This window comes from Phaeobacter sp. JH20_29, assembly GCF_048056175.1.
In the GTDB taxonomy this organism is placed as follows: domain Bacteria; phylum Pseudomonadota; class Alphaproteobacteria; order Rhodobacterales; family Rhodobacteraceae; genus Phaeobacter; species Phaeobacter bryozoorum.
The window spans coordinates 365,010-386,662 of the sequence record NZ_JAYMWO010000018.1; the positions used below are offsets into that span (position 1 = coordinate 365,010).

General features: G+C 63.9%; 20 protein-coding genes, 1 tRNA gene and 1 riboswitch. Of the genes, 7 read left to right on the forward strand and 14 right to left on the reverse strand.

Translation table 11 applies throughout. From position 1 onward, the window contains the following. Window positions 1-12: 12 nt before the first annotated feature. The 3 genes from VWZ85_RS16665 (at window position 13) to VWZ85_RS16675 (ending at window position 4,008) form a co-directional block, all read left to right on the forward strand. Window positions 13-1,161: a carbohydrate ABC transporter permease gene (locus VWZ85_RS16665; RefSeq protein WP_416589199.1), complete on the forward strand. Its 1,149-nt coding sequence runs from the start codon at window positions 13-15 to the stop codon at window positions 1,159-1,161. A 65-nt stretch (window positions 1,162-1,226) separates the two neighbouring features. Next, complete coding sequence (locus tag VWZ85_RS16670) at window positions 1,227-2,885, forward strand: alpha-amylase family glycosyl hydrolase (RefSeq protein ID WP_416589201.1); 1,659 nt, start codon at window positions 1,227-1,229, stop codon at window positions 2,883-2,885. 31 nt (window positions 2,886-2,916) lie between these two features. Beyond that, on the forward strand, window positions 2,917-4,008 hold the full coding sequence (locus tag VWZ85_RS16675; protein ID WP_340544861.1) for an ABC transporter ATP-binding protein: 1,092 nt from the start codon (window positions 2,917-2,919) through the stop codon (window positions 4,006-4,008). Between the two features lie 22 nt (window positions 4,009-4,030). On the opposite strand, the gene VWZ85_RS16680 is transcribed toward VWZ85_RS16675, so the two are convergent. Genes VWZ85_RS16680 through VWZ85_RS16690 form a run of 3 tightly spaced genes read right to left on the reverse strand, consistent with a single transcriptional unit; the run spans window position 4,031 to window position 7,157 of the window. Beyond that, window positions 4,031-5,110, reverse strand: coding sequence for an ABC transporter substrate-binding protein (locus tag VWZ85_RS16680; RefSeq protein WP_416589203.1), 1,080 nt, complete (start codon window positions 5,108-5,110; stop codon window positions 4,031-4,033). Beyond that, window positions 5,080-6,495 carry a sensor histidine kinase gene (locus tag VWZ85_RS16685; RefSeq protein ID WP_340544864.1) on the reverse strand — a complete coding sequence of 472 codons (1,416 nt, stop codon included), beginning with the start codon at window positions 6,493-6,495 and terminating at the stop codon, window positions 5,080-5,082. The genes VWZ85_RS16680 and VWZ85_RS16685 overlap by 31 nt, the downstream gene beginning before the upstream one ends. Next, window positions 6,492-7,157, reverse strand: coding sequence for a response regulator transcription factor (locus VWZ85_RS16690; protein WP_260090142.1), 666 nt, complete (start codon window positions 7,155-7,157; stop codon window positions 6,492-6,494). The genes VWZ85_RS16685 and VWZ85_RS16690 overlap by 4 nt, the downstream gene beginning before the upstream one ends. 131 nt (window positions 7,158-7,288) lie before the next feature. On the opposite strand from VWZ85_RS16690, the gene VWZ85_RS16695 reads away from it, so the two are divergent. The 3 genes from VWZ85_RS16695 to VWZ85_RS16705 all read left to right on the forward strand — a co-directional run bounded on the left by VWZ85_RS16695 (window position 7,289) and on the right by VWZ85_RS16705 (window position 10,428). Next, window positions 7,289-8,266, forward strand: a complete 978-nt coding sequence (locus VWZ85_RS16695; protein ID WP_260090143.1) for a Bug family tripartite tricarboxylate transporter substrate binding protein — start codon at window positions 7,289-7,291, stop codon at window positions 8,264-8,266. 148 nt (window positions 8,267-8,414) lie between these two features. Beyond that, entirely contained in the window at window positions 8,415-8,909 is a 495-nt protein-coding gene (locus VWZ85_RS16700) for a tripartite tricarboxylate transporter TctB family protein (protein ID WP_416534756.1), read from the forward strand. 1 nt (window position 8,910) lies between these two features. Next, window positions 8,911-10,428 (forward strand): tripartite tricarboxylate transporter permease, encoded by a 1,518-nt coding sequence (locus VWZ85_RS16705; RefSeq protein ID WP_340544868.1) that lies wholly within the window; start codon window positions 8,911-8,913, stop codon window positions 10,426-10,428. Window positions 10,429-10,486: 58 nt separating this feature from the next. On the opposite strand, the gene VWZ85_RS16710 is transcribed toward VWZ85_RS16705, so the two are convergent. The 7 genes from VWZ85_RS16710 to VWZ85_RS16740 are packed head-to-tail and all read right to left on the reverse strand — an operon-like array spanning window position 10,487 to window position 17,125. After that, window positions 10,487-11,419 carry an AEC family transporter gene (locus VWZ85_RS16710; RefSeq protein ID WP_340544869.1) on the reverse strand — a complete coding sequence of 311 codons (933 nt, stop codon included), beginning with the start codon at window positions 11,417-11,419 and terminating at the stop codon, window positions 10,487-10,489. 51 nt (window positions 11,420-11,470) lie between these two features. Next, a complete protein-coding gene (locus VWZ85_RS16715) occupies window positions 11,471-12,268 on the reverse strand; it encodes an MBL fold metallo-hydrolase (protein ID WP_340544870.1) in 798 nt (265 codons plus the stop codon). Beyond that, window positions 12,268-13,089 (reverse strand): TatD family hydrolase, encoded by an 822-nt coding sequence (locus tag VWZ85_RS16720; protein WP_416589205.1) that lies wholly within the window; start codon window positions 13,087-13,089, stop codon window positions 12,268-12,270. The genes VWZ85_RS16715 and VWZ85_RS16720 overlap by 1 nt, the downstream gene beginning before the upstream one ends. Window positions 13,090-13,133: 44 nt before the next feature. After that, window positions 13,134-14,255, reverse strand: coding sequence for a DNA polymerase III subunit delta' (locus VWZ85_RS16725; RefSeq protein WP_416589207.1), 1,122 nt, complete (start codon window positions 14,253-14,255; stop codon window positions 13,134-13,136). Next, a complete protein-coding gene (gene tmk / locus VWZ85_RS16730) occupies window positions 14,252-14,956 on the reverse strand; it encodes a dTMP kinase (protein ID WP_416589208.1) in 705 nt (234 codons plus the stop codon). Before tmk ends, VWZ85_RS16725 begins: the two co-directional genes overlap by 4 nt. Continuing rightward, on the reverse strand, window positions 14,953-16,143 hold the full coding sequence (locus VWZ85_RS16735; RefSeq protein ID WP_340544874.1) for a D-alanyl-D-alanine carboxypeptidase family protein: 1,191 nt from the start codon (window positions 16,141-16,143) through the stop codon (window positions 14,953-14,955). The genes tmk and VWZ85_RS16735 overlap by 4 nt, the downstream gene beginning before the upstream one ends. A gap of 52 nt (window positions 16,144-16,195) precedes the next feature. After that, window positions 16,196-17,125, reverse strand: coding sequence for an SPOR domain-containing protein (locus tag VWZ85_RS16740; protein WP_416589210.1), 930 nt, complete (start codon window positions 17,123-17,125; stop codon window positions 16,196-16,198). 333 nt (window positions 17,126-17,458) lie between these two features. Here VWZ85_RS16740 and VWZ85_RS16745 point away from each other — a divergent pair. Beyond that, a tRNA-Ser gene (locus VWZ85_RS16745) sits at window positions 17,459-17,548 on the forward strand. A gap of 75 nt (window positions 17,549-17,623) precedes the next feature. Here VWZ85_RS16745 and cobF read toward each other — a convergent pair. The 4 genes from cobF to VWZ85_RS16765 form a co-directional block, all read right to left on the reverse strand. Continuing rightward, entirely contained in the window at window positions 17,624-18,391 is a 768-nt protein-coding gene (gene cobF, locus VWZ85_RS16750; RefSeq protein ID WP_340544877.1) for a precorrin-6A synthase (deacetylating), read from the reverse strand. A gap of 69 nt (window positions 18,392-18,460) precedes the next feature. Then, window positions 18,461-19,138, reverse strand: a complete 678-nt coding sequence (locus tag VWZ85_RS16755; protein ID WP_416534760.1) for an energy-coupling factor ABC transporter permease — start codon at window positions 19,136-19,138, stop codon at window positions 18,461-18,463. Window positions 19,139-19,165: 27 nt separating this feature from the next. After that, window positions 19,166-19,382, reverse strand: a riboswitch (cobalamin riboswitch). 187 nt (window positions 19,383-19,569) lie between these two features. Then, entirely contained in the window at window positions 19,570-20,334 is a 765-nt protein-coding gene (gene cobA / locus VWZ85_RS16760) for a uroporphyrinogen-III C-methyltransferase (protein WP_416540507.1), read from the reverse strand. Beyond that, a complete protein-coding gene (locus VWZ85_RS16765) occupies window positions 20,331-21,650 on the reverse strand; it encodes a cobyrinate a,c-diamide synthase (RefSeq protein WP_416544058.1) in 1,320 nt (439 codons plus the stop codon). The genes cobA and VWZ85_RS16765 overlap by 4 nt, the downstream gene beginning before the upstream one ends. Window positions 21,651-21,653: the final 3 nt, after the last annotated feature.

Genomic DNA, 21,653 nt, shown 5'->3' on the forward strand with positions numbered 1-21,653 from the left:
GGAGAGACCGCCATGACAATGATTGCCGGACAAAAACCTGCGCTGACCTGGGCCTTACGCCTTTCTGTGGTGCTGCTCGTAGGGCTGTGGCTGTTCCCGACGCTGGGCCTCTTGGTGTCCTCCTTCCGCACCGCCGATCAGATCGCGACCAGCGGCTGGTGGCGCGCGATGTTCCCCAGTGAACAGAACCTGACCCTGCGCATTGACCCGCCCAGCGAACAGCTGCGACAGGGAAATCTCTTCGTGATTGAGGGCCGCCTCTTTGCCGAAGACACCAGCAGCGAGATTTCCGCCTGGGGCACCTCGGCGCGCGAGCCTGCCGCCTATCAACCCGGTGAAACGGCCGAGCTGCGCCGTGGCGGCACCCTGTCGGTTGCGGCAGATGGCGCCTACCGGTTCGAAAGCACCGAGGAAATCAGCGGCAAACGCGGCCCCCGGGTGTTTGTCACCGCAACCGTGCCGCCGGAATTCACGCTGGAGAACTATGAAACAGTGCTCATCTCCGGCAATTCAACCGACAATATGGCCAAGGCATTTTTCAACACGCTGACCGTCACCATTCCGGCAACCATCATCCCGATCCTTGTTGCCGCCTTCGCGGCCTATGCGCTGGCGTGGATGGAATTTCCGGGCCGCGCCCTGCTGGTGGCGGCCATCGTTGGCCTGCTGGTGGTGCCATTGCAACTGGCGCTGATCCCGCTGCTGAAATTCCACAATGAGATCGGCATCGGCAAGGGCTACATCGGCGTCTGGATGGCCCACACCGGCTTTGGCCTGCCGCTCGCCATCTACCTCTTGCGCAACTACATGGTAGGCATCCCACGCGATATCATCGAAAATGCCCGTGTCGATGGCGCGACCGATTTCATGATCTTCACCCGCATCATCCTGCCGCTGTCCTTTCCGGCGCTGGCCTCATTTGCAATCTTCCAGTTCCTGTGGACCTGGAACGACCTTCTGGTGGCCATGGTGTTCCTGATCGACGCCACCGGGGAAACCACCGTGATGACCAAGCAGATCGTTGAGCTGCTGGGCACCCGTGGCGGCAATTGGGAGATCCTCGCAACCTCCGCCTTTGTCTCGATTGCGGTGCCGCTCGGTGTCTTCTTTGCCATGCAGAAATACCTCGTCCGTGGCCTCCTTGCAGGCTCGGTCAAGTGACGTGATCCGCAGGCCGGATCACACCGGTCCTGCCTCTTACTCTACAGACTATGGAAACAGCTGATATGAACGCTCAAGCTCAACTCGACCCGGCACAGGTTCTCGCCGCTGACCCCGATTGGTGGCGCGGTGCAGTGATCTATCAGATTTACCCGCGCAGCTATCAGGACAGCAACGGCGATGGCATCGGTGACCTCAGAGGCATCACCCAGCGCCTGCCGCATATTGCTTCGCTTGGGGTGGATGCGATCTGGATTTCGCCGTTCTTCACCTCCCCGATGAAGGATTTCGGCTATGACGTCTCTGACTATTGCGACGTTGATCCGATGTTCGGCAGCCTGTCCGACTTTGACCAGCTGGTCGCAACAGCGCACGGCCTGGGCCTGCGGGTGATGATTGATCTTGTGCTGTCGCATACCTCTGACCAGCACCCGTGGTTCGGCGAAAGCCGCCAGAGCCGCGACAATGCCCGCGCTGACTGGTACGTCTGGGCCGACCCGCTACCCGATGGCACGCCGCCGAACAACTGGCTGTCGATCTTTGGCGGCTCTGCCTGGCAATGGGATCCCCGGCGGGAGCAGTATTACCTGCACAACTTCCTTGTCTCGCAGCCGGATCTGAATTTTCACTGCCCCGCCGTGCAGGACGCGCTGTTGGATGTGACCCGCTTCTGGCTGGAGCGCGGCGTTGATGGCTTCCGTCTGGATACCATCAACTTCTATTTCCACGACGCTGAGCTGCGGTCGAACCCGGCCCTGCCGCCTGAGCAGCGTAATGCCACCATCGCGCCCTCGGTGAACCCCTATAATCACCAGGAACATCTCTACTCCAAGAACCAGCCGGAAAATCTGGCTTTCCTGGGCCGGTTCCGCGCGCTTCTGGATGAATACCCGGCCAAGGCGGCCGTGGGCGAGGTGGGCGACGCGCAGCGCGGTCTTGAGATCATGGGCAGCTACACGGCAGGCAACAGCGGCGTTCACATGTGCTACGCCTTTGAACTCCTGGCCAAGGATGTGCTGACCGCCTCGCGGCTGGCCGAAGTCTTTGCCGAGGTGGACCGCGTTGCCGCCAGCGGCTGGGCCTGCTGGGCGTTTTCCAACCACGATGTGATCCGCCACAGCAGCCGCTGGGATCTCAGCCCGGAGGCGCAGCGCCTGTTCACCACCATGATGATGTGCCTGCGCGGCACCACCTGCATCTATCAGGGCGAGGAGCTGGGCCTGCCAGAGGCAGACATCGCCTTTGAAGATCTGCAGGACCCCTATGGCATTGAGTTCTGGCCCGAATTCAAGGGCCGCGACGGCTGCCGTACGCCAATGGTCTGGGAACCGTCAAACAGCGCAGGCGGCTTCAGCGAAGGCAAGCCATGGCTGCCCGTCTCGCCCGAGCATCTCAGCCTGAGCGTCGCCAGTCAGGAAGCCGACCCGCAGGCCATGCTGCACCACTACCGCCGCGCCATCGCCCTGCGCAAGGCACATCCGGCGCTGGCGGTGGGCACCCATGACCAGCTGCGGGCAGAGGGCAATGTCGCCTTCTTCACCCGTCAGGACCGCGACGAGGTGATCTTCTGCGCTTTCAATCTGGGGGACACCCCGGCAGAGATCACCCTGCCGGAGGGCACATGGCGCAGGCCCGATACCGACATCGCCCTGGCCGACCTGCCGCAAAGCGGCGCCCGTGTCGCGCTGGCACCGTGGCAGGCCTGCCTTGCGGTGCGGGTCTGACAGAAACGACGAGCAGGGGAGGGACCAGTAGATGGCAAACCTGAAATTGACCAATGTCGCCAAGACCTACGGGGGCGGCGTCGAGGTCCTGAGAGATATCAATCTCGATATCAAACAGGGGGAGCTGATCGTCTTTGTCGGCCCCTCCGGCTGCGGCAAATCCACCCTGCTGCGGATGATCGCGGGGCTGGAGCGGATCAGCGGCGGCACGCTGGAAATCGACGATGCGGTGATGAATGACATCCCGCCTGCCCAGCGGGGCATCGCGATGGTGTTCCAGTCCTATGCGCTCTATCCGCATATGACCGTTCGCGACAACATGGCCTTTGCGCTGAAAATCGCGAAGAAGAGCAAGCCTGAGATCGACGCCGCCATCGACCGCGCCGCCAAGATCCTGCAGCTGGAGCCTTATCTCGACCGCCTGCCCAAGGCGCTGTCGGGCGGGCAGCGCCAGCGGGTCGCCATCGGTCGCTCCATCGTGCGTGATCCGAAGGTCTATCTCTTTGACGAGCCACTCTCAAATCTGGACGCGGCCCTGCGGGTCGCCACAAGGATCGAAATCGCCCAGTTGAAAGAGGCGATGCCCGACAGCACCATGATCTATGTGACCCATGATCAGGTGGAGGCGATGACGCTGGCCAGCCGTATTGTGGTGCTCGCCGACAAAGGCATCGCACAGGTCGGCACGCCACTGGAGCTGTACCAACGCCCGGAGAATGAATTTGTGGCCCAGTTCATCGGCTCGCCCGCAATGAACCTCATTCCCGGCACTGTGATCGCCACTGGCCCACGCACCACCGTGCGGCTCAACAGTGGGGAAGAGGTCATCGCCGATATCCCCACGACCGACGCCGATCAGGGGCTCGCGGTGAATGTCGGCGTCCGGCCCGAGGATCTGGTCGAAACCGGCACAGGCGGCGCGCTGATCGACAGCCGCGTCGATATTGTGGAGGCTCTTGGTGAGGTGACGGTGCTCTACATCGCCGCAGGCGAGGGCAAGGATCCCCTGATTGCGAAACTCCCCGGCATTCACAAGGGGTTGCGCGGCTCCTCTGTGCGGCTCTACGCCGACCCGGCCAAGCTGCATCTGTTCCACAACGGCCAGTCGCTGCTCTATCGTTGAGCGGTGCGGGCGGCAGGCGGGCTTATTTCTGCAACACGGTGCTGCGCCATTCTTCGATAAAACGCGCCCGTTTCAGCCGGTCCAGAAACACCAGCAGCCCCGGTCCCATCTGGATCGGGCGCAGCGCCGCCTCGGGACTGGCGGCCCCGGTTGGATACCTTGGGAACGGATAGGCCGGATCGCGGCTGCTTCCCCAGGCCGCGCGCAGCAGATGGTCGATAAAGGCGCCGGCCAGATCCGGCCGCTCTGCCCCCTTCAGCACCACGGCGGTGCGCAGCATCATGTTGGTGTAATCCTGCGGATCCACGATCTCGATCCGATCCGCCAGATCATCCCGCGCGCGGGCGTAGCTGCCCAGCACGTTATAGGCAATCGCCAGATCTCCCCGCGCGACCGCCTCGATCATCTCGCCGGAACAGCAGTAGAGCCGCAGGTCAAGACTGCCGAAAATCTCCATCATCCGCCAGAAACTCTCTGAGGTGCGCAGATCCTGCGTCGCAAACAGATAGCCAAGGCCGCTGGTTTCGACATCATAGGTGCCGATGCGGCCCCGGAACCGGTTGGGGTATCGCCGTAAGAGCGACATCAGCGCCTGCCGGCTGCGCGGCATCTCCAGCCCCTCAAAGGCCGCCGGAGACAGCACAATCGACGCAGGCTCCTGCGAGAAGGCAAAGACATGGTCGCGCCAGTTGCCCCAGACCGGCAGCTGCGCCGTCGTGGTGGAGCGATGCGCCAGCGTATAGCCGTCATTGGCCAGTTTGGTCTGCAAATCCAGCGCCGAGGAAACGGCCAGATCAAACGGCGCGTTCTCCTCCACGACCGCCCGCATCAGCTCGGCACTGCTGACAGCAACATAGTCCACCACCACGGTCGGTCGCGTCCGCAGGAAGCTATCGACAAGCGGCGCCAGCAAATCGGTGTCTGTGGTTGACAGAACCCGCAGCAGATCTGGTGCCGCCCCGGCTGCGGCAGGCCCAAACCGACGGCGATCTTCGATCTCAAACGCCTGCGCTGCGATCCCCAGCTGAACAAGCGCCAGTAGCGCCAGACACAGACCCCGCACCGGGCGGCTCACGACAGCGGAAAATACAAGGATACGCATGATCCCTCCCGTCTTGGGGCCGCCGCTGGCGGGCCGGTGGTGGCCTCGCTGGGGGCAATGCTCAGCCGTCCGCCATGGGCCTCAACCACCTCGCGCGCGATGGTAAGGCCAAGACCGGAGCCGATGGTGCCTTCGGCGTTTGTGCCACGGGCAAACCGCGCGGTCAGCGCGTCGGTGTCGCCATCCGGAAACCCACCAGCCTCATCGATGATGCTCAGCCGCAGCGCCTGTCCCTCCCGGCGCAGGATCACCTGCACGTCGCTTTCGCCCGGCGCATATTTGATTGCATTGTCCAAGAGGTTGCGCACCGCGTTCTGGATCAGGATCGGATCACCCGACAGGGCCGGTGTCTGCGGCAGGTCGCAATGCAGCGCGATGTCCTTCAGCTCGGCAATCGGACGAAGCCGGTTCAGAAGCTCCCGGCAGAGCGCCCCCAGATCCACCTCTTCGCGCAAGAGGCTATCGGTACGAAAGGTCACCATCGCATGATCCAGCAGCTGACCCGCCGCGCGCGAGCTTTCGTCAATTGCGCGGATCATCTCGCGCAGCGAGGCGCGGTTTTCGTCCCGCTCAACCCGGCGCAGCGTGATCTCCGCCTGCGTGCGCACAGTGGCCAGCGGCGTGCGCACCCGGTGCGCGGCCTCGGCGATGAAATCCTCCGACCGAGACAGCGAAATCCGCAGTCGGTCGATAAACCGGTTGAGCGAGGACACCAGCGGGATCATCTCCGAGGGCACGGGCCTGCGCACCGGGCGCAGATCCTTGGGCCCGCGCCGCGACACCGCCCCGGCAAGTTCGGCCAGCGGCCGCACACTGGATTGCGCCGCCCAGATCGCGAGGACTGCGGCAATGACAAAGAAACCGACCCCCAGCTGCAAGGCGCGGCGTGTCAGCTGCGCCAGCTGCGCCGATTGCCCCTCGCGGGTCTGCGCCACCGAAATAATCAGGTCGGATGCCTGCCCGCCCAGCGAAACCCGCCGCGCCAGCGTCACCATCCGAATGCTGTCGCCCTTGTAGCTCAGCGTTTGAAACCGGGGCGCCCCCTGTCGCGGCAACGGGTCGGGTCGGGGCAGGTCGTCGTAACCGGTCAGCACCAGCTGATCCTGCGCCACGCGATAAAATACCCGGTCATTGCTGACGTTGCCCAGCATCGACAGCGCCGCATAGGGGATATCCACTGTCACATCGCCCGAGCGGACCGAAACGGAATCCATGATCGAGGTGGCCGAGGCCTGTAGAATGCTGTCATGGGTCTGCTGCGACACATCGCGGGTGAAGACCAGCACGATAAAGAACAAGAGCGACGCCAGAAAGGCCGCACTCCCCACCAGTTGCAGCGTGAGACGCCGCCGGATCGACCCACTGGTGCGGATGGCCTCGCTCATGCAAGCGACATCCGGTAGCCAAGGCCGCGCACCGTGGTGATCTCCACCTCAGATCCGGCCAGATGCTTGCGCAGCCGCGCCACATAGACCTCGATCGCATTTTCCGAAACGTCCTCCTCATAGGAGAACAACCGGTCCACCAGTTTCGACTTGGAAAAGATACGGTCCGGCGCGTTGATGAAAATCTCCAGCAGCCGCAGCTCCTTGTTGCGCAGCGATACGGTTCTGCCGCCCACCGTCAGGGTTCCGGCAAGCGGATCAAAGATCAGCGCACCGAATCGTTTCTGGTTGGAACTGCCGCCACCATGGCGCCGCAGCACCGCCCGGCAGCGCGCCTCCAGCTCGGAAAAATCAAAGGGTTTGGTGATGTAGTCATCCGCCCCCAGATCCAGCACACCAACCCTGTCCGACACCTCGGACCGTGCCGTCAGCACAATCACCGGCGTTGTGCCCTGACGGTTGCGATGGGATTTCAAGAAGCTGCGGCCATCCCCGTCTGGCAACATAATATCCAGTAAAATCAAATCGTAATCCGCGGTCGCCGCATAGTCATCCGCCACCGCAAGATCGGGGGCGTGATCCACCACATGGCCATCCATCCGCAGCCGGTCCTCGACGGCGGCCGCAAGGCTAAGATTGTCTTCAACCAGCAAGAAGCGCATGGGAGTCCATTCATCCAGGTGGCCGGGCAGGTGGCGGCAGCATCGGGTGTGACAGGTTTGTGTCAGCTTAACGTGTTCCCTTCCAGTCATGAGCGGCCAAGCCGCCATTTGTCAAATGGGAGGACAAACAGATGAAAACGACTTTGACCCGGCGCGCCCTGATGGCGGTGACCGCTGCGACACTGGCCTTTGCGGCGCCGGTTTCTGCGGATGAAATGGTGGACAGCATCCACTTTCTGATCCCCGGCGGCGCAGGCGGCGGCTGGGACGGCACCGCGCGCGGCACCGGCGAGGCGCTGACCAAGGCGGGGCTTGTGGGCAATGCCTCCTACGAGAACATGTCCGGCGGCGGCGGTGGCAAGGCGATCGGCTATCTGATCGAAAACGCCGAGAGCAACCACGGCACCCTGATGGTGAACTCCACCCCGATTGTGATCCGCTCGCTGACCGGTGTCTTCCCGCATAACTTCCGTGACCTCACCATGGTCGCAGGCACCATTGGCGATTACGCGGCCATCGTGGTGGGCAAGGACAGCCCGATCAACTCCATGTCCGATTTGATCGCCGCCTATCAGGCCGATCCGCGCAAGACCGCCATCGGCGGTGGCTCGGTACCCGGTGGCATGGACCATCTGGTTGCCGCAATGGTGATGAAGGCCGCAGGCGAAGAGCCGACGGCGGTGAAATACATCCCCTATGATGCAGGCGGGGTTGCCATGGCGGCGCTGCTGTCAGGTGAAATCGCAGCACTCTCCACCGGTTTCTCCGAGGCGATTGATCTGGCCAACGCAGGCGAGGTGAAAATCATCGGCGTCACCGCCGAGGACCGCGTGCCGGCCTATGCAGACGCCCCCACGATGAAAGAACAGGGGATCGACGCAACCTTCGTCAACTGGCGGGGTTTCTTTGGCGCCCCCGGCCTTCCTCAGGAAAAGGTCGACGCCTATCGCGCGGCCCTGGCCAAAATGTATGATACCCCCGAATGGGAAGAGGTCCGCGCCCGCAACGGGTGGGTGAACATCCACAACAGCGGCGATGATTTCGTCAGCTTCCTGGAAGGTCAGGAAGAAGTCATCAAGAGCCTGATGCAGGAACTCGGCTTCCTCTAAGTCTGGCAGAGCAGACAGGCGTCCGGTCCGAGAGGTGTCGGGCGCCCGCCTCTGACGACAGAAACCGGCGGCGCAGATCTTCGGGAGGAGCCGCGCTGCCTCTCAGGTTTCATTCTGAACATATCTCACCAAAGGGGGGGAGAGCCTCATGGCGCTCGACCGATGGATCGCGCTGGTCATCCTCATGATCAGCCTCGCCTATGGCTACACGGCCTTTTTCACCATGGACGAAGGGCTGCCGCCGTTCATGAAATTCAATGCCATCTGGCCCAGCACCTTCCCCAAGGGGTTGTCGGTTCTGGCGGTGATCTGTGCTTTGATCATCCTGCTGTCGCCGCAGAAATCCGATGCAGGCCCAAAGACGGGTGACATCGATTACCGCCGCCTGCTGGATTACAAGCTGGGGCAGGCCGTTGCACTGCTGGCGATGATGGCGATCTATGCACTGGCGCTGCGCCCGGTTGGGTTCCTGATCGCAACCGTCGGCTTTCTGGTGATCAGCGCCATGATCCTGGGCGAACGCAAGCTGCATATCCTGATCCCCATCGCCGTCGTTGCGGCAGGTGTGGTCTGGTATCTCGTGCAGGGGGTGCTGGGCATCTACCTGCGCCCGCTGCCGCTCTTCCTTGGCAATGGAGTCTGATATGCTGGACGGTATTCTGATCGGCCTCGGCACCGCCTTTTCCCTCAGCAACCTGCTGATGGTCATCGGTGGCTGCCTCATCGGCACCTTCATCGGCATGTTGCCGGGTCTCGGCCCGATGAGCATCATTTCCATCATGATCCCGGTGGCGATTTCCATCGGCGATCCTTCGGCGGCGCTGATCCTGCTGGCCGGGGTCTATTATGGCGCCATCTTTGGCGGCTCCACCTCGTCAATCCTGATCAACGCACCGGGCGTGGCTTCGACAGTGGCAACGTCCTTCGATGGCTATCCGCTGGCGCGGCAGGGCAAGGCCGGCAAGGCGCTGACCGTGGCCGCGATCTCCTCCTTCTGCGGCGGCACCATTGGTGCCGTCCTGCTGATGATTTTCGCGCCGGCACTGGCCAGCGTCGCGCTGCTGTTCCACTCCGCCGAATACTTCGCCTTGATGGTGGTGGGGCTGTCGGCCATCGCCGCCTTTGCGGGGACCGGCCAGGTGGTGAAGGCGCTGCTGATGACCGTGCTTGGCCTGATCATGGCCACCGTGGGCGAGGGCGCGCTGTTCAACATGCCCCGCTTTACCATGGGCATCATGGATCTTCAGTCGGGCTTCGGTTTCATCACGCTGGCGATGGCGATGTTCGCCCTGCCGGAGGCGCTTTATCTGGTGCTTGATCCCAGCCGCTCTGCCAGCGAAGGCGGCAGCAGCGAGATCAAGGATCTGCGCATCACCAGAGCGGAGGCCAAGTCCATCGCGCCGGTGATTGGCCGTCAGTCGATCCAGGGCTTTCTGATCGGCGTCCTGCCGGGGGCCGGAGCCACCATCGCTTCCTTCCTGGGCTACGCGGTGGAGCGCAATATCGCGCCTAAGGACGAACAGAAAGAGTTCGGCAAAGGCTCGATCAAAGGCCTCGCCGCGCCCGAAAGCGCCAATAACGCGGCCTGCACCGGCTCCTTTGTGCCACTGCTGACGCTGGGCATTCCCGGCTCCGGCACCACTGCGATCCTTCTGGGCGCGCTGATTGCGCTTAATGTTTCGCCCGGTCCGCGCCTGATGGTGGATGAGCCGGAGATCTTCTGGGCCGTGATCATCTCGATGTATGTCGGCAATCTGGTCCTGCTGATCCTCAATCTGCCGCTGATCCCCTATATTGCCAAGGTGCTGGCGGTCCCGCGCAACTACCTGATCCCCTTCATCTTCTTCTTTACGCTGATGGGGGCCTATATCGGGCAGAACAATGCGACAGAGTTGCTGATCCTTGTGGGGCTGGGGATCTGTGCCACGGTGCTGCGCTTTGCCGACTATCCGCTTGCGCCCTTGCTGATCGGCTTCATCCTGGGGTCGATGCTGGAGGATAATTTCTCCCGCTCGATGCAGCTCTATGATGGGCTGGGCTTCCTGATGGAACGCCCGATGACCATCGGCCTGCTGGGGCTGGCAGCCATTCTGGTGATCCTGCCCAGCTACCGCGCCCGTCGCGCGCGGCTGCGTCAGGCCGGGGTGGCGGACGGCGACTGACCGGCACCATGGAAACAGACCATCGGGGGCGCTGCGGCGCCCCTGTTTGTTTGTCCCCTCAGCCCAGGATCAGCAGCCACAGCCAGACTGTCAGGATACAGCTGCCGGTCGCAATCAGCACCGAGGAGGCCGCCACCCGTTTCGCGCGCCCATACATATTGGCAAAGATATAGGCGTTGAACCCCGGCGCCATGGCCGCGTTCAGCACGCCGGAGCGGAACAGATCCGGCTGCACCTTCAGCGCCGTGCCCATGCTCCAGACAATTGCCGGATGCACCATCAATGAGATCGCGCAGACAAAGCCAATGGCGCGCAGATCGCCCTCTGGCCGGTATTGCACCAGCACACCCCCCAGTGCGAACAGCGCCGCAGGCAGGGCGGCGCGAATGACCAGCGACAGCGCCTCATCCACCGCCTGCGGGATCCACAGGCCCGAGAGATTGACGACAAACCCCAGGGCGATGCCCAGGATCAGCACATTCTTGAACATCGCGCTCAGCACGGCCTTCACCGTCTTGCTGCTGCCAGCGCCCCGGCTGCGCACGATCTCCATCACCGTGATCCCCAGCCCGTAGCAAAACGGCGAGTGAAAGGCGATGATCGCATAGTTGCCGGTCAGATTGTCGGCACCATAGGCCCGTTCCGTGATCGGCAGCCCCAGCAGGACCGAATTGGAGAACAGGCAGCAAAACCCGATGGCCACGCAATCTTCCCAGTCGCGTTTGAAAATCAGCCGCGCGCCCGCCATGCCCAGACAGAAACAGGCCGCGGCGCCGGTGTAGAAACTGATCAGCAGGCGCGGATCGAAACTCGCCGACAGATCCAGCGTCGCAATGGCGCGGAACAACAGGCAGGGGATGGCAAAGCTCTGGGTGAATTTCATCAGCCCATCGACATGACTGGCCTGAAAATACCCCCGCCGGGTGGCGATATACCCCGCACCGATGACCAGAAATACCGGCAGGATGACATCAATCAGGCTCTGAAACATGACGTGCCTTCCTATCGGCGGGAGAGGGGTCTGCCCACCGGCGGACGCGGATCAGATCGGGTATTCGATCACCATCCCGTCATAGGCCGGGTCGATGTGATCGGGGGTCTCTGCGGCGACCTCGGCATAATCGAGATCAATGTGCATATTGGTCAGCACCGCGCGTTTTGGGGCCATCCGGTCGATCCACTCCAGCGCCTCGTCCAGCGACAGATGGGTGGGATGTGGCTTGCGGCGCAGCGCATCCAGAATCCAGCAGTCCAGATCCTGCAATTCCACCAGCGCGCTGTCGGGGATCTTGGCCACATCTGGCAGATAGGCCAGATCGCCAATGCGGAACCCCAGCGCATCCATGGAGCCGTGGTTGACCTCAAACGGGCGCAGGGTGATATCGCCACCGGGGCCGGAGATGGTCAGCGGCCCATCAATGCTGCGCAGGTCCAGAATGGGCGGGTAGGGAGAGCCTTCAGGCTGCACAAAGGCATAGCCGAACCGCGACAGCAGCGCGTTCTGCGTTTCGCCATCGGCATAGACCGGAATGCGGTCGCGCATGTTGAAGACGATCATGCGCAGATCGTCGATGCCATGCACATGGTCGGCATGGGAATGGGTGTAGACCACGCCGTCCAGCCGCCCGATACCACTGTCCAGCAACTGGCTTCGCATATCCGGGGAGGTGTCGATCAGCACCGTTGTGGTGCCCTCCGGCCCCTCACGCTCCACCAGCAGCGAACAGCGCCGCCGGGTGTTGCGCGGATTGGTCGGGTCGCAGGCGCCCCAATGCCCGCCAAGACGCGGCACCCCACCGGAGGAGCCGCAGCCCAGAATGGTAAAGCGCAGCACGCCCATCAGGCGGCAGCCTCATATTGGGCGGCTTTCCAGAACAGCCGGTCGAAATTTGCCTGCGTCTGCGCGGCAAAATCGGCGTAGTCCACACCAAACACCTCGGCACCCACGCGGGCGGTATGGGCGGTATAGGCCGGCTCATTGCGTTTGCCGCGATAGGGGGGCGGCGCCAGATAGGGCGCGTCGGTTTCCACCAGAATACGCTCCAAGGGGGCGGCGGCAAAAATATCGCGCAGCTCCTGGCTCTTGGGGAAGGCGGCGATGCCCGACATCGACAGGTAGAACCCCAGATCCAGCGCCGCCCGTGCCAGTTCGGGCGAGGAGGAGAAGCAGTGCATGACGCAGGTATATGCGCCCTTGGCCATCTCATCGCGCAGGATCATCGCCATATCATCATCCGCCGCGCGGGCATGGATGATCAGCGGCAGGCCGGTTTCTCGCGCTGCCGTGATATGGGTCCTGAGCGATGTCTTCTGCACCTCAGCACTCTCAGCGGTATAGTGATAGTCCAGCCCGGTCTCGCCGATGCCGACAAACTTGGGATGCTGCGCCAGCGTCACCAGCTCATCAACCGACACCAGAGGCTCATCTGCGGCGCTCATCGGGTGGGTGCCGGCGGCATAGAACACCGGCGCATGCGCTTCGGCGATGGCGCGCACGGTGGGTTCATTGCGCAGCTTGGTGCAGATAGTGACCATCCGGGTGACACCGGCCTCTGCCGCGCGCGTGATCAGCGCGTCCAGCTCGCCCTCGAAATCGGGGAAATCCAGATGGCAATGGCTGTCCGTGATGGACGGGGGCATGGGGGAAAGGCTCTCGGTCATCTGTGCTCTCTGTCGCGTCCTGCGGGGCGGTCCGGTCGCCCGGATCAGCGCGCCGCAGTGTCCTGCATCTTGAAAACCGTATCTAGAACAAGTGCTGCGGGGTCAAGGTTCACCGCCTGACCGTGGCGCATCCGGGCTGTCACCTGCGCTGCCAGATCCGCCCAGGCCCGCGCCTTCTGCGGTGTTGGAGAAAGCCGCGACAGCACTGTGGCCTCCTGCGGGGCGGCCTCCGGCTGCGGCGCCATTCCGGTGGCCCCGGTGCGCGCCAGACGCGCCAGCGCGGTGTCGATCAGCGTCAGCAGCAGCTCGAATTTGTCGGCCGCACCGCGCGCTGCGGCCTGTTCCGCCAGCGCCATGGCGCGCTGCCGATCCAGCCGGGGCATACTGTCCAGCAGCCGCACCACATCGCTATAGGCCTGTAGGCCGCCAAGGTTCAGCAGCCGCAGCGCCGCCCCGACAGAGCCATTGGCCAATGCGGCCAGATGATCGGCCTGACCGGGCAGCTCGGCCCCCGCCTGATTGAGCGCGGCCAGCATATCCTCAGGCCCCAGCGGCGACAGCCGCAGCAGGCGACAGCGCGACCGGATCGTCGGCAACAGCCGCGAGGGCTGATGCGACACCAGCAAGAGCGTCGTGCGGGCAGGCGGCTCCTCCAGCATCTTCAGCAGCGCGTTGGCGGCGCTGGTGTTCATCTCGTCGGCGGCATCGACAATCACCACCCGGCGCCCGCCGTCAGTTGCCGACAGGCCAAAGAACTTGTTCAGTGCGCGGATGTCATCGACCACGATCTGATCGCGCAGCTTTCCCTTGTCGTTGATGCTGCGGGTGATCGAGGCCAGCCCCGGCTCCGCCAGCGCCTGAATACGATGCTTTACCGGGTGGTCCGCGCCAATCTCCAGCGAGGTGGCAGGCGGCGGCGCGCCAAACAGACCGGCATCCTCCGCCGGGGGCTGCGCCAGCAGAAAGGCCGCGATCCGCCAGGCCAGCGTCGCCTTGCCCACACCCTGCGGTCCGGTCACGAGCCAGCCGTGATGCAGCCGGTCCGAATTGAAGGCGGTCAGGAAATCCTGCTCTGCCTGATCCTGTCCGAACAGTTGAACCGTCTCGCGCGGGTGCGGCGCGCCAACGGTCTGATCCGCGCGCAGGGGGGCGTCATCCTTGCTCATCTCGCCGCGCCATTCTCTGCGGCGGCTGAGGTCACGCCGGGCAGCGACGGGGTGACGGTCGCCAGCACATCCTCGGCCACCAGCTCAATCGGGCGGTCCCCGTCAATGACGCGAAACCGGTCGGCAAACTCCTCCGCCAGCGCTAGAAACCCTGCGCGCATCTGCTGTTGCAGATTCAGACCGAAATCCTCAAACCGCTCCTCGCTGCCCTGACGCCCCTTGGCGCGGGCCAGCCCCTTGGCCGGGTCCATGTCGATCAGCACGGTCAGATCCGGTTCCTGCCCGATCATCAGCGCGTGCAGCTGGTCGACGCTGGCGCGCAGATCGCCGCGCGACAGCCCCTGATACATCCGGGTGCTATCGGCAAAGCGGTCGCAGACCACCACCTTGCCTGCCGCCAGCGCAGGCAGGATCCGCCGTTCCATATGGTCGCGCCGTGCCGCCGTGAACAACAGCAGCTCGGTCTCCGCAGACCAGCGGTCAGGATCCCCCTCCAGCACCAGACGGCGGATTTCCTCGGCACCATCGGAGCCTCCCGGCTCACGGGTCAGCACCACCTCATGGCCACGCGCCTCCAGCGCCTCGGCCAGCAGCCGGCATTGTGTCGATTTGCCGGACCCGTCGATGCCCTCAAAGGTCACGAACAGGCCGGGGTAAGCAGAGGCACCATCGGAGCCAGCGGCAGGTTTGGCTGCTGTCACTGGCTGACCTCGGGACCGCTGAGGAAGCGTTTCACCAGCACCTGGGCTGCGGTTTTCACCCGCACCGGAAAGCCGCCGGTCGGAATGTCCTTCTCCGCCACCAGCGGCAGGCGCACCTCGGGCAGCTCATCCGGTTGCAGCACCAGCTCGGCCAGCTTCTGGCCCTTTTCGATGGGGGCATCAATCGGCCCGGTATAGACCACCTCGCCGGTGATTTCGCGGCCCGCAAGCGCAGGCAACAACACATTCAGATCCTCGGCAGGCACCAGCCCTACGGTTGTCTCTGCCCCGCGCCAGACCTCGGCTTCTGCGACCGGAACACCCGCTTTAGCCACCGTTTTTTTGGCAAATTGGCGAAACGACCAGTTAACGATGGCCTCGGCCTCCTCTGCGCGGGCGGTGGTGCTGTCCAGACCGGTGATCACAAAAATCACCCGTCGGTCACCCTGTGCCGCGGAGCCCACCAGACCATATCCCGCCTCGGATGTGTGACCGGTCTTCAGACCATCCGCGCCAATGCCCAGACCCAGCAGCGGGTTGCGGTTGCGCACATTGGAGGGCGCGCGGCCATCAAATTCAAACTCCCGCTCGGCAAACAGCGGATAATACTGGGGGAAATCCTCGATCAGCTTTTCCGCCAGAATCGCCAGATCCTGCACCGACATACGGTGCCCGGCGGCGGGCCAGCCGTTGGAATTGGCAAAGGTGGAATTCTCCATCCCCATTTCCTGCGCCCGCTTGGTCATGTAGCGGGCAAACCCCGCCTCGGTGCCATCCGGGCTCAGCGCTTCGGCCAGCACCACACAGGCATCATTGCCTGACAGCACGATGATCCCGCGCAACAGATCCTCCACCCGGACCCGGTCCTGGGTGTTGAGGAACATGGTCGAGCCCTTGTAGCTCATCGCGTGTTCACTGACCGGCAGGCGCTCATCCAGCGTCAGGCGGCCATCGCGGATCGCCTCAAACGCCACATAGAGCGTCATCAGCTTCGACATCGACGCAGGCGGCAGCGCCAGATCGGCGTTCTTGGCCAGCAGCACCGTGTCGGTTTCCTGATCCAGCACATAGGCGGCGCGGGCGCGGGTATCAAAAGCCGCCGCCGACAGCGCCGAGAGGCTGACCAGAAGGCCAGCCGCACAGGTCAGTTTCAAGGCAGAGCGAAACGGGGAGGGAAGAAAGGTCATGACAGGGTCGTCTTTCCGATTGGTCAGGTCAGGCAGCGCCGCACAGGCAGGGTCAATTGGTGACCGCATAGGCATCGGAGAAGCCGACGTCCTTTACGCTCTTCAGCAGCTGACTGCGTTCTGATTTCGATTGAGCCGGACCCACAAGCACCCTCCAGAACGGCTTGCCGTTGCTGGATTGGGCCAGGACAGAGGGCACAAGCCCGGCGTTGCGCATCTGATCGGCGGTGCGTTTGGCATTGGCCTCAACGCTGAAGATGCCGATCTGGATATAGGGTTTGCTCAGCGATGAGCTGGTCGCCGCCACCTTGGTTGTCGCAGCGGGTGCTGCGCTCACGGCGGCGGGCGCCGGGGCAATGGCGGTGGGGGCTGCGGCATCAATCGCAGCGGCTGCATCGGCAATCGGATCAAGCGGCTGGATGTCGATGTCAGCGGCATCGCTGATTGCGATATCCGCGTCATCCAGCAGCTCCGGCGCAGGTTGATCCGGGTCGGCCACAGCTTCGCGGCGCAGGGCGGTCACATTCAGTTCAACCGGCGCGCCCGCCAGCATGCCAAGCGCCTCGGCGGCATCGGAGGAGACCTGTAACCGGGGGCCGGGGATCTCCCGCTCGCGCCGGAACAGCGCGCCGATTACAAATTTGCCATTGGCCTGATTGCGGATGATCACCTGTTCGGGATCTTCGGCATCCGGATGCGCCACCCAGACCCCGCCCAGCGACGGGCGACCATCCCAGAGACCCGCTTCGGTCACCTGGAACACTTCCGGCGCCTCGACCTCGCGTTCCACCAGCCGGGTGCTGCTTGAGGGCGTGACGGCGCCCGCGTCCTGCGCCTTTGGTTTCAGAAAGGCCAGCCCGGGGCCGTCCTCGCAGGCACCAAGGATCATAAGCCCGGCCAATGCCGCAGCCAGCCGCGCCCCGCGACGCGGCGCACCGAGGCGTCGCGCGCTGTGTTTCCGTGTCGACATAGCGTGAACCATGTGTGCTTCCTTGCCTGTATCTGACGGCGTCCCGCGCCCGGTCTTGTGCTCAGCCATATGACCAGTCACCCACCCCGAGCCGGTTGCTCCGGCGTCAGCTGTTCCTGTACCGGTTGTTCCGGCGCCCTTATGCTGGGCGCAGCATAGCCGTCAGGCAATCGCATGGAAACCCTGCCGCCGCCCGCTCGGCAAGATTTCGAAGATCGCGGATCCGCCCGCCCTCCACATCCCCGCAGGGGGCCAACAGCGGCTGAGCACGGCGCTGCAGAAATGCCGCCCGCTGCAATTCCCTCTTGCCAGAACGGCAACCAGCGCCTAAACCCGGCGCCGACCGGGGAGGTGGCAGAGTGGTCGAATGCGGCGGTCTTGAAAACCGTTGAACGTGAGAGCGTTCCCAGGGTTCGAATCCCTGTCTCCCCGCCACTCCAGCTGCCCTAAGCTCAAGCGCATGGCCACAGTCATCGCCGAGCGCGAGACCGGACATCTGCGCAGCTGTTGTCAGCTGCGCCGCAGCAGGTAGATATCCATGATCCAGCCGTGATCCGCACGCGCCTTGGCACGGGTCTCGATGATCTGATCGGTGACCTCGGCCAGCGGACCCGAGATCGAAATCTCATTCGCCATGCCGGCATAGGCCGTCCACCAGATGTCGATGCCGTCAGCCTCAAGAGACTGGAACGAACAGGCGCCATCCAGCATCACAACCACGGTATCCGCAGTGGCAGGCCAGCCGGCATCGCGCAGCTGTCGTCCGGTGGTGATGGTGAAGGGGCCGTTGATCGTATTGATCGGGATCGCATGCGCCGCCGTCAGCGCCTGAATGGAGGTGATGCCGGGAATGACGCGCAGGGCAATCTCGGCCCGTGTTTTCAGCCGGTCCGCAATCCGCATCGTACTGTCATAGAGCGACGGATCCCCCCAGACCAGAAACCCGACCGCGCCGCCCTCGGGCAGGTGGCTGGTGATGGTCTGCCACCAGATTTCGGCAATGGCGTCATGCCAGTCATCCACCCGTTGGCGGTAATCCTGTGTCGCCTCATCGCGCACCGGCAGGTCGAATTCCACGATACGGGGGCCATCGCCCTGCTGTCCGCGACTGCGGATCGCCTCGGCGCAGATCGCCTGTCGCAGTCCCGCCAGATCATCTTTGCCGGCCCCTTTGTTGGGGATCAGGATCAGATCCTGCGCGTTCAGTGCCTCAACGGCCTGCAGGGTCAGATGCTGCGGGTTGCCGGTGCCAATGCCGATCAGGGTGAGGTCAATCATTGCGGGGCCTTTCAGACGAAAACACGGCCCCGAAGGCGGGGCCGTGCCGGTTCACTCATGTGCCAAGGATCAGGCGTTGTTGTAAAGACGCGGCGTGACCAGCGCGCTGCCATTGAGGCCACGCGTCGCCTTTGCCGCCGCCAGAACGGCCAGATCGGCAATCGGCTCGATCAGGATGACCAGCATATAGGCGCCGCCAAAGCTCAGCACCGAGGTCACGGTCGCGCTGCCAAATCCCTGACCGTAGAAGGCCCAGAACGCCACCCAGGCAACCACGCCGCCCTGATAGGCGGTGCTCAATGCCAGCGCCTGGCTGTATTTCAGGTCGATATAGGCGGTGCCCGGCGCGATGATACGGCTGGCCAGCGCCTGCAGCGCAAACAGTGGCACCAAGAGCGTGGTCAGGTTGATGAAGTACATCGGCAGATCAAACGGCGCAAAGAACACGCCCTGGATCAGCAGACCCATCGCCAGACCAAAGGCCGCAGGCGCGGACCCGAGGATCAGGAACAGGGTCGAGCCGAGAATGAAATGCACCTCGGAGACGCCCACCGGGAAATGCGGCAGCACTTCAAAGAACACCAGCACACCCACGGTCGCGATCATCGCGCGCATCGCGTAGGAGGCGATATTGGTCCTTTTCAGATCCACAAAGGTCTCTTTTGCAGCATAGGTCGCGGCACCGGCTGCGGTGGCATAGGACAAGCCAATTTTGGTGGCATCAACGATGCCCGGTTCGATATGCATATCTGTCTCCTCTCCGTCTCACCCGACGGGTTGATTATGTGGTATGGCCGGTCTCCTGACTCGCGGGTCGCTGCTTGCTTTCCCCCTTCCCAGCCAGTTGGCCAGTGGGTGTTGGAAAGCTGCTCGCCGCTCACAGTCGCGGGGGCGGTTGAGGCTTCGGTGCCGCAATTGGGTCCACCGTTCCTCATTCCCGTTTCAGTCCTGACGCTTCGCGCCGTTGGACACCATATGGCGCCTATGTGGCCCCTGCGCCCCGACTCGGTCAAGTTTGAATCCGGCCCCGGAGAAGGCGATTGCGACGCGCCCTTGGGTCAGCTGCGGCGAACACGCGAAAATGGAAATGCCCCACCCGCGAAACACGGGCAGGGTGTGGCGCGCTCAGAGCGGGATGACCTCTGGTCCGGGCGCAGGAACCGCGCGGTGACGGCCGGTCAGTGGTCGTCCTTGGCCTTCACAGCGGCATGGGCCGGATCCGCAGGCTGATCGGCAAGCGGGCCATAGAGGATCAGCACCGGCGCGGTGGTCTCCATCGCACGCAGCACCTCCGGCAGCTCGCCCACCGTGTGGCAATGCAGCTCCTGCTCCGGCGTCGACACCCCCAGTGCAATCAGCGCATGGGTCTGCGGGGGCAGCCCCGCCTCCAGCAGCTTTTCCGCCAGCGCCGCAAAGGTCCGCTTGCCCATATAGACCACGGTGGTCGCATCCGGGTCCGCCAGCGCGGCGAGGTTCAGCTGATCGGGCAGCCCACCGGTCACGTCATGGCCGGTGATGAACTGCAACCGCCGCGCCGTCAGCCGCCGGGTCAGCGGGATATTCGCCGCCGCCGCCGCTGCCGAGGCCGCGGTAACTCCGGGCACGATCTCGAACCCGATACCCGCCTGCCGCAGCGCGGTGATTTCTTCCTCCAGCCGGCCAAAGACACCGGAATCGCCCGATTTCAGCCGCACCACATGCAGCCCACTTTGGGCATAATCCACCAGAAGCTGGCTCACATGGTCCTGCTTGGGGGAGGGACGTCCGGCCCGTTTGCCCACGCCCACCAGATCCGCGTCGGCGCGGGCATGGGTCAGGATCGGCCCCGAGGACAGGTCGTCAAACAGCACCGCATCCGCAGCCTCCAGCCGCTTCACCGCCTTCACGGTCAAGAGCTCCGGGTCGCCCGGACCGGAGGAGACAAAGGAGACAAAACCGCTCATGCGCGCTCTCCCGTGATCAGGTGAAAGAACGTGCCGGTAACATGGCCCTTGATCGAGCCGGTCTCTGGCACCGGGCCGCCGTCGGCATCCATGACATTGGCCAGCGGCGCGTCAGGTTCTTCCAGAATGGTCGAATAATGGAACTCATGGCCGCGCAGTGCTGTGCCTGCGTCAAATCCGGGCATCGCCGCCTGAAGCACCGCACGGCGGTAGCCAAGGTGGAACTTGCGCTTCTCGTAGGAGGTCACGAGGCCCAAGAGGCCCAGCATCCGGTGGCGGTTGCCCTCCTTGTCGATCAGCGCCTCGCCCAGGGCCATGTAGCCGCCGCATTCGCCATGCACAGGTTTGGTCTCGGCGTGCTTGCGGACACCGGCGCGGAAGGTCTCCGCCGCCGCCAGCGTGCCGCCGTGCAATTCCGGGTAGCCGCCGGGCAGCCAGACCAGATCGGCATCTGCCGCGGGGGCCTCATCAGCCAGCGGCGAGAACGGCAGGATCTCTGCCCCCGCCGCGCGCCAGCCTTCCAGCAGGTGCGGATAGGTGAAGGAAAACGCCGCATCCCGCGCCAGCGCAATCCGCTGGGCAGGTGGCTTGGGCAGGCGCGCCGGGGCGGGGGCAGGCCCCGCCAGCGCTGCCGCCTTGATCGCGTCGAGGTCGACATTCTCGCGCAGGAACGCCGCATAGCCCGCGATGGCGGCTTCCAGATCGGGATGCTCCACCGCCTGGATCAGACCCAGATGCCGCTCCGGCAAAGCCAGATCGCCGCGCCGGGGCAGGGAGCCGAGCACCTTGATGCCCGCCTTCTCCATCCCCAGCCGGGTCAGCCGCTCATGGCGCGGGCTGGCAACACGATTGAGGATCACCCCGGCAAAGGGCACTTCGGTGTCATAATTCTTGAACCCCAGCGCCGTGGCCGCCGCCGATTGCGCCTGTCCGCCCACGTCTACCACCAGCACCACCGGCCAGCCCATCCGCTTGGCGGTCTCGGCGGAGGAGCCAAAGCCCGACTGCCCGCGCGTCGCCACACCGTCATAAAGGCCCATGGAGCCTTCTCCGACGCAGATCTCCGCCCCCGCAGATTGCGCTGTGACTGCATCCAGCAGGCCGCCGTCCATCGCCCAGGTATCGAGGTTGAAACTGGGCCGTTTCGCCGCCGCCAGGTGAAAGGCCGGGTCGATATAATCCGGCCCGCTCTTGTAAGGCTGCACCACCAGCCCGTCTTCGGCCAGCGCCCGCAACAGGCCCAGCATCACGGTGGTCTTGCCGGTGCCCGAGGAGGGCGCCGAGATCATCAGTCCGGGAGGGTTCATATTTGTCATGGC

Coding starts and splice junctions, on each gene's coding strand:
- VWZ85_RS16710 (WP_340544869.1), bottom strand. CDS start 11,419: ATGTTTCAGAGCCTGATTGATGTCATCCTGCCGGTATTTCTGGTCATC.
- VWZ85_RS16685 (WP_340544864.1), bottom strand. CDS start 6,495: ATGAGCGAGGCCATCCGCACCAGTGGGTCGATCCGGCGGCGTCTCACG.
- VWZ85_RS16720 (WP_416589205.1), bottom strand. CDS start 13,089: ATGACCGAGAGCCTTTCCCCCATGCCCCCGTCCATCACGGACAGCCAT.
- cobF (WP_340544877.1), bottom strand. CDS start 18,391: ATGATTGACCTCACCCTGATCGGCATTGGCACCGGCAACCCGCAGCAT.
- VWZ85_RS16695 (WP_260090143.1), top strand. CDS start 7,289: ATGAAAACGACTTTGACCCGGCGCGCCCTGATGGCGGTGACCGCTGCG.
- VWZ85_RS16765 (WP_416544058.1), bottom strand. CDS start 21,650: ATGACAAATATGAACCCTCCCGGACTGATGATCTCGGCGCCCTCCTCG.
- VWZ85_RS16755 (WP_416534760.1), bottom strand. CDS start 19,138: ATGCATATCGAACCGGGCATCGTTGATGCCACCAAAATTGGCTTGTCC.
- VWZ85_RS16735 (WP_340544874.1), bottom strand. CDS start 16,143: ATGACCTTTCTTCCCTCCCCGTTTCGCTCTGCCTTGAAACTGACCTGT.
- VWZ85_RS16665 (WP_416589199.1), top strand. CDS start 13: ATGACAATGATTGCCGGACAAAAACCTGCGCTGACCTGGGCCTTACGC.
- VWZ85_RS16700 (WP_416534756.1), top strand. CDS start 8,415: ATGGCGCTCGACCGATGGATCGCGCTGGTCATCCTCATGATCAGCCTC.
- VWZ85_RS16675 (WP_340544861.1), top strand. CDS start 2,917: ATGGCAAACCTGAAATTGACCAATGTCGCCAAGACCTACGGGGGCGGC.
- VWZ85_RS16690 (WP_260090142.1), bottom strand. CDS start 7,157: ATGCGCTTCTTGCTGGTTGAAGACAATCTTAGCCTTGCGGCCGCCGTC.
- VWZ85_RS16705 (WP_340544868.1), top strand. CDS start 8,911: ATGCTGGACGGTATTCTGATCGGCCTCGGCACCGCCTTTTCCCTCAGC.
- VWZ85_RS16670 (WP_416589201.1), top strand. CDS start 1,227: ATGAACGCTCAAGCTCAACTCGACCCGGCACAGGTTCTCGCCGCTGAC.
- VWZ85_RS16680 (WP_416589203.1), bottom strand. CDS start 5,110: ATGCGTATCCTTGTATTTTCCGCTGTCGTGAGCCGCCCGGTGCGGGGT.
- cobA (WP_416540507.1), bottom strand. CDS start 20,334: ATGAGCGGTTTTGTCTCCTTTGTCTCCTCCGGTCCGGGCGACCCGGAG.
- VWZ85_RS16740 (WP_416589210.1), bottom strand. CDS start 17,125: ATGGTTCACGCTATGTCGACACGGAAACACAGCGCGCGACGCCTCGGT.
- VWZ85_RS16725 (WP_416589207.1), bottom strand. CDS start 14,255: ATGAGCAAGGATGACGCCCCCCTGCGCGCGGATCAGACCGTTGGCGCG.
- VWZ85_RS16715 (WP_340544870.1), bottom strand. CDS start 12,268: ATGGGCGTGCTGCGCTTTACCATTCTGGGCTGCGGCTCCTCCGGTGGG.